This is a genomic window from Pseudoflavonifractor sp. BSD2780061688st1 E11 (assembly GCF_005844125.1).
Classification (GTDB): Bacteria; Bacillota; Clostridia; order Lachnospirales; family Lachnospiraceae; genus Sellimonas; species Sellimonas catena.
On the sequence record NZ_SPHM01000069.1, the window covers coordinates 1 to 8,848 of the forward strand.

Here is an 8,848-nt window from a genome sequence, read left to right on the forward strand (position 1 = left end):
GGAAGTAGGGATTTTCTCTGCTTCCCTTTTTATTTAGGAAAAATTCCTATTTTTGCCAATAATAATTATACACTAACGCTATTTGCTAAAATACAATTGACAAAAATTTAATTATTTTTCTGTTGAAATTTGCCGTCAAGTGTGGTAAATTGTCTATGCGAAAAAGCATAACATGGAGGTAGATGAGTAACTGGTGTGCTTCCTGGTCTTCAAAACCAGTGTAGGGCGTTAGGAGCGTCCTGGGTGGGTTCGATTCCCACATGCCTCCGCCAGAAAGAAAACAGGCCTGTAAATATGCGGGCTTCAGATATCAGCCGGGAAATGACCGCGCTGAGTATCTTATAGAAATCATCAATAAACAAACATTGCTGTGGATCACGACGGGAGACAGATCGTATATTGGAGACCGAGCTCATATCCCGTATAAAATATAAAGAAAAGGAGCATGTTGTTATGGGAAACATTCAACTTTTACTGCGTCAGCACGTAGGAGCGCCATGTGAACCGGTTGTAAAAGCCGGAGATGTGGTAAAAAAGGGTACACTTGTAGCAAAACCGACCGGACTTGGAGCGAACATCTTCTCCAGTGTTTACGGTGTGGTAGAAGAAGTAAAGGAAGATCGCATCGTGATCAGGCCGGATGAAGAACAGCCGGATGAGTACGAAAAGATTTCCGAGGGCACACCGCTTGAGATGGTGAAAGAAGCCGGAGTAGTCGGCATGGGCGGCGCAGGATTCCCGACAGGAATCAAGCTGGACGCGCATCTGGATCATGGCTATATCCTTATCAATGCAGCCGAGTGTGAGCCTGGTCTATACCATAATATCAGACAGATCGAGGCCGAGAGCGACAAGATCGTACGCGGCGTGAAATATTGTATGGATATCGCAGGCGCTGACAAAGCGATTTTTGCAATCAAGAAGAAAAATGAAAAAGCAGTAGAGACACTTCGGACTGCAATTAAAGATGAAGAAGCCATGACGATCCACCTTCTTCCGGACATCTACCCGATGGGAGAGGAAAGAGCGGTTGTCAGAGAGTGTCTAGGAATCGAGCTTGAGACAACACAGCTTCCATCTGCTGCCAATGCGGTAGTAGTCAATGTGGAGACGATCTCCAGAGTGGCAGAAGCTATCGAGGAGAGAAAGCCGTGCTTTGTCAAGAACATGACAGTAATCGGCAAGCTTAACGGCGGAAACGAGCCGCACGTCTTCATGAATGTTCCAGTAGGGACAAGCGTTGGGGAAATGATCGAACGTGCGGGCGGTATTGACGGCGTATACGGAGAGATCATTATGGGAGGACCTTTCACCGGAAATCCGACAGATCTCGATGCTCCTGTTACAAAGACGACAGGCGGTATCATCGTGACCATCGATTTCCCGAACCTTCACGGTGCAAAAGTCGGACTTCTTGTCTGCGCATGCGGCGGAAGCGAAGCACGTATGAGAGATATCTGCGAAAAGATGAACGGTGTTGTAGCATCTGTAGCAAGATGTAAGCAGGCTGTTGAGAACAAGCCGGGCGCACCGCTTAAGTGTGAAAGACCGGGTAACTGCCCAGGACAGGCAAAGAATAACATCCAGTTTAAAAAAGACGGATGTGAATACATCATTATCGGTAACTGCTCCGACTGTTCCAACACAGTTATGGGATCTGCTCCGAAGATGAAACTGAAAGTATTCCATCAGACAGACCATGTCATGAGAACAATCGGACATCCATTATACAGATATCTGAGAGTTTCCAAGCATGTAGAACAGTTTCCAGACGGGAAATAAAAGAAACGGTATGGCATAAAAGTACATCACATTCTGCGTCACCATGCGGTGTGGTTGTATATATAGAAAACGGCGAAGAGCCGAAGGAGAAAATCAAGGAGGGAATGAAACATGTCAATTACAGCTGAAACAGCGAAAGCTCATGCAAAAGATCCGGCCGTGCTTTGCTGCAGGGCGGAAGAGGGCATCACAATCGAAGCTGCAAATCTTGAGGATCCGGCGATCTTTGATGATCTGGTAGATTCAGGACTTCTGAATCTGGAAGGCGTCCTTACGATTGAACAGGTTCTTGGTGCAAAACTGAAAAAAACATGTGATTCACTTACAGCACTTACACCGGATGTCGTAGAAGGATACAAAGAAGCTTCTGCGGAAGAACCGGTAAAAGAAGAAACAGCTGAAGAAGAAGCACCGGCAGTTCAGCCGGAAGTGCCGGCTCCGGCACCGGCAGCAGTACCGGGTGGAGTATTTAAACTCCATATCGGAGAAGGAAAAGATATCAATCTGGAAATCCCGGTTGGCATCATGGGAGGCTCTGCAGTAGCAGCAGCACCGGCTCCGGTGGCAGTAGCAGCGGCACCGGCAGCAGAAGAAAAAGAAGCAAGAGTGATGGGAACACTCACAAGAAAGCATTTCAAAATCACTGAAGTAAAGAGAGGACCGGAGACAAAGATCGACGGAACAGTGCTTTACATCCGTGAAGGAATCGAAGAAGAAGCAGCTGCAGGCCAGGAACTGGTAAACAGCTTAAAGATTGATATTATCACACCGGAGATGTACCACACATACTCCAACACAATCATGGACGTACAGCCGATTGCCACAAAAGAAGGCGAAGCTGAAATCGGAAATGGTGTAACACGTGTACTTGACGGCGTTGTTATGATGGTAACAGGTACAGATGCAAACGGCGTTCAGATCGGTGAGTTCGGTTCTTCCGAAGGATACCTGGATGAGAACATCATGTGGGGACGTCCGGGAGCACCGGATAAGGGTGAGATCTTCATCAAGACAGAAGTGATCATCAAAGAAGGAACAAACATGGAGCGTCCGGGCCCGCTCGCTGCACATACAGCGACAGACGTGATCACACAGGAGATCCGTGAAGCCCTTAAGAAACTGGACGACTCACTTGTTGTTGATACAGAGGAGTTTGAACATCTCAGACATCCTGGAAAGAAAAAAGTAGTCATCGTAAAAGAGATCATGGGACAGGGCGCTATGCATGATAACCTGATCCTTCCAATGGAGCCGGTAGGAGTACTTGGAGCGAAACCAAATGTAGACCTTGGAAACGTTCCGGTTATGACATCTCCGCTGGAAGTGCTTGATGGATGTATCCATGCACTGACATGTATCGGACCTGCATCCAAAGAGATGTCCAGACACTACTGGAGAGAGCCTCTCGTACTGGAAGCACTCCATGACGAAGAGCTTGACCTCTGCGGCGTTCTTTTCGTAGGAAGCCCGCAGATCAACGCAGAGAAGTTCTATGTATCCAAACGTGTCGGACAGACAGTAGAAGCTCTGGATGTTGACGGTGCATTTATCACAACAGAAGGCTTTGGAAATAACCACATTGATTTTGCAAGTCATCATGAGCAGATCGGAAAGAGAGGAATCCCGGTAGTTGGATTATCTTTCTGTGCTGTACAGGGTGCACTCGTTGTTGGAAATCCGTATATGACAAACATGGTTGACAACAATAAATCTGAATCCGGTATCGAAAATGAAGTTCTTGCATGCAACACACTGTGTAAAGAAGAAGCAGTACGTGCAATCGCAATGCTGAAAGCAGCAATGGCAGGCGAGGAAGTAAAACCGGCAGAAAAGAAATGGAATCCGAATGTCAAGGCAAACAACATCGAGATGATCGAAAAGGCAACAGGAACAAAGATTGATCTCGTTGCAAATGAGCAGTCTCTCCCGATGAGCCAGAAGAGAAAAGAAAAATACGATTAATAGATGGTAATGACGTATGGAACTGAAATATGGAGATAAAATCATAAGAATGGAAGGCGTCATCGTCGAGGTACATGACGGATGCGTAGGAGTTGACCTGAAAGGAAGGCTCGGCTATCTGAAGATTCCGATGCGGATGCTGATCACAGATTATCCGGTCAAAGTCGGACAGGAAGTGGCATGGAACATGAGCTTCGTAGAGCAGATGGGGCCGGAGATCAATGAGAAGTACGTCAGCAACCTTGATATCTACAAGAGGCGTCAGAAAGAGATGCGCGAATTGAATGAAAATCATGAGGAGGTTTCAAAATGAGCTTAACGGTTGTGAAAGGTTTACAATCTGAAATTTATGTTCCGATTACTCCGCCGGCAGTATGGACTCCAGTAACAAAAGAGATTAAAGATATGTCTATTGCTCTTGCTACTGCAGCAGGTGTCCATAAGAAAAGCCAGGAAAGATTTAATCTTGCCGGAGACTTCACATGGAGAAAGATTGAAAATACAACTCCATCCAGTGAACTGATGGTTTCACATGGTGGATATGATAACGGTGATGTAAACAAAGACATCAACTGTATGTTCCCGATCGACAGAATCCATGAACTTGCAAAAGAAGGATTTATCAGAGCATGTGCTCCGGTACACGCAGGATTCATGGGCGGCGGTGGAAATCAGGAGAAATTCAAACATGAAACTGGTCCGGCCATCGCACAGATGTTTAAAGAAGAGGATGTCGACGCAGTCATCCTCACAGCTGGATGAGGTACCTGCCACCGCTCTGCAGTACTGGTGCAGAGAGCGATTGAAGAGGCTGGTATTCCTACAATTATCATCGCAGCCCTTCCACCTGTTGTTCGTCAGACAGGTACACCACGTGCGGTAGCACCGCTCGTACCAATGGGAGCAAATGCCGGAGAACCGAACAACGTAGAAATGCAGACAGAGATTGTAAAAGCAACTCTGGAGCAGCTCGTTGCAATCGATACTCCAGGAAAGGTAGTTCCGCTTCCATTTGAATACATTGCAAAAGTTTGATGCAAATCATTATGGGATCTGTACAGAGTGTACAGATCCCTATTTTCATTTGAAAATCAAATATCATTTTCTGAAAGTGAAAAGTGTGTTATGATAAAAAAGGATCAACAGGAAAGGAATCAAATGCCATGGGAGAAGAGACAAAACAGCTCCGCCGGCTTGTGATTAAAGCCTACCACATACGGGAAGCTATGTGGGGCGAGGAGAACAAGGTGGAGGAAAGCGGCGTGCTGACTGTGGATAAAGAGAGCGCAGACCGCTACAAACGTGGAAAAGAAGACTATATATCAGATATTTCTTTCCGGATTATCAAACCGGAAGAACGTGATCAGTATACCAATACGATTATGGACATTATCCCGATTTCAGCGAAAGTACTTGGAAATATCGGGGAAGGAATTACTCATACGCTGACAGGTGTCTATGTGATCCTGACAGGCGTGGATACTGTAGGAAAGCAGACACATGAATTCGGATCCTCGGAAGGAAACCTGAAGGAGCAGATCTGTTACGGAAGAGCCGGGACGCCAGGAGAAGGAGATATCATGATTGCCTTTGATGTGACGCTTCAGGAAGGAATGGGTCAGATCCGGGCAGGGGTAACGGCGGCACACAGCGCATGTGATGAATTTGTCCAAGAACTCCGGGAACAGCTGAAGAAATTTCATGGGGACCGCTGCACAGAACGTCACGAATATTACGATGTGGTACGTCCGGGAAAGAAAAAAGTACTCATTATCAAACAGGTGGCCGGGCAGGGAGCTATGTATGACATGCATCTCTTCGCAAAAGAACCATCAGGCGTGGAAGGAGGCCGCTCCATCATCGATATGGGAAATATGCCGGTTCTAGTAACACCAAACGAATACCGTGACGGAATTCTGCGGTCCATGCAGTAGAAAAAGAACGAAAAGGGGTGACAGAGAATGGGAATCGGACCTTCAACAAAAGAAACAACACTTCACAACTTCCGCGATCCGCTTCTGGATGTAGTGTCAGCCGATGAGGATCTGGATCTGATGGGAATCCTTATCGTAGGAACACCACAGGATCAGCAGGACAAGATCCTTGTAGGAACCAGAGCGGCTGTCTGGGCGGAAGGAATGCGCGCGGACGGCGTGATCATCTCTGCAGACGGATGGGGAAACAGCGATGTCGATTATGCCAATACAATCGAACAGCTCGGAAAACGCGACATTCCGGTGGTGGGAATCCACTTTTCCGGAACGGCCGGACAGTTCGTGGTGACCAATCCGTATATGGATACGATTGTTGATATGAATAAAAATCCAAAGGGCGTAGAGACCGACGTGGTCGGCGAAAATGCGGTAGACATCATGGATGCACGAAAAGCAACGGCAATGCTGAAACTGAAAATGCGAAAACGATAGAAAATTGAAAATGTGTTGAAAAATACAGGAAAGCAGGGAGATTGTGGGTGGAATTCTTCCTGCTTTCGTCGTATAATAAAGGCATAGGATTCCTCTGCGCATGGAGGATTCATATGAAAAAAAGAAAAACACTACAGGAACTGACAATCAAGGATAACTTTCTCTTTGGCGCCGTTATGGTAAACGAAGAAAATTGTAAGGAATTTCTGGAAATGGTGCTGGAAATTGAGATCGACCAGGTTAAGGTCAGTAAGGAAAAGAGCATCGTTTACCATCCGGAATATAAGGGCGTCCGCCTGGATGTTTATGCCAGAGATGAGGAGCATACACACTACAATATTGAGATGCAGGCAGAGAAAAAGCCGGTTTTAGGAAAAAGGAGCCGCTATTATCAGAGCCAGATGGATATGGAACTTCTGATGAGCGGGGAGGACTACACGGAACTTCCCAATACCTATGTGATCTTTTTGTGCGATTTCGATCCTTTTGAAGCAGGAAAATACCGCTATACCTTTCAGTCGGTCTGTCAGGAAACAGAGGAAGCATCGTTGGAAGACGGACGGAAGATTTTATTTCTGAATACCCGCGGGAAGAATGACTCAGAAGTTCCGGGCAAACTGGTAACATTTCTGAGATTTGTCAGAGCAGAACTAAAGGAGAGCCAACAGGATTTTGGAGATCCCTATGTCCAGAAGCTTCAGGAGTTTATTTCGTATGTGAAGCAGAGCCGGGAAATGGAGGAAAGATTCATGGTGCTGGAAGAAATGCTGAGAGATGAAAGAAGCCGGGGAAGAGTCGAAGGTAAAGCTGAATTTGTCTTAAAGGTGCTTTCGGCGTACGGAAAAGTCCCGGAATCACTCAATGAAAGAATTACTAAGGAAACTAATTCGGGAATGCTGGATCAATGGTTCCAAATAGCTCTGGAATGCGGTTCCGTTGAGGAATTTGAGCAGAAAATCAAAGAGTAAGATGCATCGGTCTATTTAAATTATTATAAAAGCTGATTATAGGATACAGATATGACAGAAACGGATGTTTTGTTGTATCTGTATTACTGTCTATGGTACACATCAATCGCTGTCATTTCGACAGAATTTCAATGAAAAGCAGAGGAATTCTATTATCAAATGTGTTTTTTTCTTTTTGGCTTGATCTTAGAAGCGGATAACTACTGTTCTTTAAGAGGAGAAGAATGGGATATGAAAAACCCGAAACGGGATCAGACAGATCTGTTTCGGGTTTATTTTTCTGCCATCGATTTATGAGAAAAACTGGGCGTAATAAATCAAATCGTGAATGATACATGCCACACAGATGAAAAGGACAATTCCTTTAAAGTATGGGCGGGATTTTACTGTTTTAATAACATAGATCAAAAGAAAAACGCCCAAAAAAGGAAGCTCAAATGCGGCAATGGCGAGCACGATGAGAAAAATGTTCTCCAATTTGGAATTTACTGCATCTTCTGCACTGGAAACAAGAGTTTCGCCGGAAGTTGCCTCTGTAACGGCCGGCTCGGCAGAGGGTAGTACTTCTTGGAGATCTGCCGTTTGCTCTTGTATATCGAGTGTATTCTCTGGTGTAACATTGCCGATCAGACTGTCAACGCTCGTCTGATAAAGCTGACTCAGGAGGACAAGATTTTCCAGATCCGGGAAGGATGCATTATTCTCCCAGGCGGAAATGGCCTGGCGGCTGATATGCAATTCATTTGCCACTTGCTCTTGCGTGAAATGCCGGCTTTTACGATGCTCTTTTAAGTAACTTCCGATCTGCATAACTATCTTCCTCCTTTCAGCAAAATCAATATTGCCTGAAACTGATATAATATTAACATAAATTCCAGAAAATTACAATAAGTGTCAAATGCCTTATATTGGATGATTAGTAAATGCCCCAGTAAAATTCTGATAAATATTGTGCGAACGTGAGTGAAAAAATCGTGCATTTCCCAGGAGCAAATGTTCTGATAGAAGCATATAAAACAGCATAGAAAAAGCTCAGACAAAATGAAAAAAGATTAAGTGAAGAAATATCGGAAGATAATGCATACAACAGACCGACCAGTAAAACGCCAGCCAGTTTATTGCGAAAGATATCCTGAAAAAAGGTCAGCAAAAATCCATGATAAAGCATGTTTTGGCCTAATAATGCCAGGAAAAAATCAGCTCCTGGTAAAAAGGTGTGTAGATAATGATATCTCATATGGATCAGGCAGATGTTCCATACTTCTAAAAGATGAGAGATGAAACGACTTGGATTACCAAGAAAAATCAGAAGGAATATCAGGAAAACAGCAAAAAGTATCTGAGAAATAATCTGACTAAAATGAAATCCATATCTGTTTAATGGTTCATGCAGGAAAAAGCGGATCAAAAATACTGGGAGAAAGAACTCGAGCAGATAAATAATCCACCAGTGATCCAACAGCATGGTGATCCAGGATGGAGCGGGTTTAGATAAAACATGATACATGTTGAAAATATAAAGTATACATGAATAAGTGATTCCGATAATAAAAAATGCAATCCATTTCTTTTTTTCTTTCTGATCCATCTGAGATTCCTTTCTATTATTCCCTGATAATTTTCGACTTCATTATTATAGCATAGAGTGTAAATAAGAGAAAGAAAGTATCAGTTTCCGATGCAAGCAATGGTTGCCAGGTAAAAATTTTG

Annotated in this window: 9 protein-coding genes and 1 tRNA gene; 8 read left to right on the forward strand and 2 right to left on the reverse strand. The window is 44.5% G+C overall.

What is annotated here, in order from left to right; genetic code table 11:
- Positions 1-174: 174 nt before the first annotated feature.
- The 8 genes from FGQ85_RS17650 to FGQ85_RS17685 all read left to right on the forward strand — a co-directional run bounded on the left by FGQ85_RS17650 (position 175) and on the right by FGQ85_RS17685 (position 7,138).
- Positions 175-272 (forward strand) — tRNA-Sec (locus tag FGQ85_RS17650).
- A gap of 181 nt (positions 273-453) precedes the next feature.
- Positions 454-1,782, forward strand: a complete 1,329-nt coding sequence (gene prdC, locus FGQ85_RS17655) for a proline reductase-associated electron transfer protein PrdC (RefSeq protein WP_087254618.1) — start codon at positions 454-456, stop codon at positions 1,780-1,782.
- A gap of 111 nt (positions 1,783-1,893) precedes the next feature.
- The gene (gene prdA, locus FGQ85_RS17660) at positions 1,894-3,744 is read left to right on the forward strand and encodes a D-proline reductase (dithiol) proprotein PrdA (protein WP_087254615.1); all 1,851 of its coding nucleotides are present in this window, start codon (positions 1,894-1,896) and stop codon (positions 3,742-3,744) included.
- Between the two features lie 16 nt (positions 3,745-3,760).
- Positions 3,761-4,057: a CBO2463/CBO2479 domain-containing protein gene (locus tag FGQ85_RS17665; protein WP_171028009.1), complete on the forward strand. Its 297-nt coding sequence runs from the start codon at positions 3,761-3,763 to the stop codon at positions 4,055-4,057.
- The gene (gene prdB, locus FGQ85_RS17670) at positions 4,054-4,779 is read left to right on the forward strand and encodes a D-proline reductase (dithiol) protein PrdB (protein ID WP_087168693.1); all 726 of its coding nucleotides are present in this window, start codon (positions 4,054-4,056) and stop codon (positions 4,777-4,779) included. The genes FGQ85_RS17665 and prdB overlap by 4 nt, the downstream gene beginning before the upstream one ends.
- 128 nt (positions 4,780-4,907) lie before the next feature.
- Positions 4,908-5,678: a proline reductase cluster protein PrdD gene (gene prdD, locus FGQ85_RS17675; protein WP_087168692.1), complete on the forward strand. Its 771-nt coding sequence runs from the start codon at positions 4,908-4,910 to the stop codon at positions 5,676-5,678.
- Positions 5,679-5,705: 27 nt separating this feature from the next.
- A complete protein-coding gene (locus tag FGQ85_RS17680; protein WP_138374116.1) occupies positions 5,706-6,170 on the forward strand; it encodes a glycine/sarcosine/betaine reductase component B subunit in 465 nt (154 codons plus the stop codon).
- Between the two features lie 113 nt (positions 6,171-6,283).
- Positions 6,284-7,138 carry an Rpn family recombination-promoting nuclease/putative transposase gene (locus FGQ85_RS17685; protein ID WP_138374117.1) on the forward strand — a complete coding sequence of 285 codons (855 nt, stop codon included), beginning with the start codon at positions 6,284-6,286 and terminating at the stop codon, positions 7,136-7,138.
- Between the two features lie 291 nt (positions 7,139-7,429).
- Here FGQ85_RS17685 and FGQ85_RS17690 read toward each other — a convergent pair whose 3' ends face one another.
- Together FGQ85_RS17690 and FGQ85_RS17695 are read right to left on the reverse strand one after the other, a co-directional pair.
- Positions 7,430-7,948, reverse strand: coding sequence for a helix-turn-helix transcriptional regulator (locus FGQ85_RS17690; protein WP_138374118.1), 519 nt, complete (start codon positions 7,946-7,948; stop codon positions 7,430-7,432).
- 106 nt (positions 7,949-8,054) lie between these two features.
- Positions 8,055-8,726 carry a hypothetical protein gene (locus tag FGQ85_RS17695; RefSeq protein ID WP_138374119.1) on the reverse strand — a complete coding sequence of 224 codons (672 nt, stop codon included), beginning with the start codon at positions 8,724-8,726 and terminating at the stop codon, positions 8,055-8,057.
- Positions 8,727-8,848 lie beyond the last annotated feature (122 nt).